Genomic DNA, 253 nt, shown 5'->3' on the forward strand with positions numbered 1-253 from the left:
GCTCTTCTTCCTGCACGGTCTGTACTTCGTCGGGCTGAAGGCCGACGGCCGGGTGAAGGAGGACGCCCACGCCCTGGCCCGTCGCGTGGCGATCCCGACGATCCTCTTCGCGGCCGGGACGGTCGTCTGGACCACGGCGATCGCGATGGACCGCGACGCCCCCGCACTGGCGGCGGTGATCGGATGCGGCGTCGCCGCCGCGCTCGCCCTGATCGGCTCCGCCGTGGCCAACCTGCGGGAGCGCGACGGGTGG

At 73.5% G+C, this 253-nt stretch carries 1 pseudogene; it reads left to right on the forward strand.

What is annotated here, in order from left to right:
* A pseudogene (locus tag KVT44_RS56410) lies at nucleotides 1–253 on the forward strand (cytochrome d ubiquinol oxidase subunit II); the annotation flags it as partial.

It is taken from the genome of Streptomyces sp. GbtcB7 (genome assembly GCF_019091445.1).
Classification (GTDB): domain Bacteria; phylum Actinomycetota; class Actinomycetes; order Streptomycetales; family Streptomycetaceae; genus Streptomyces; species Streptomyces mirabilis.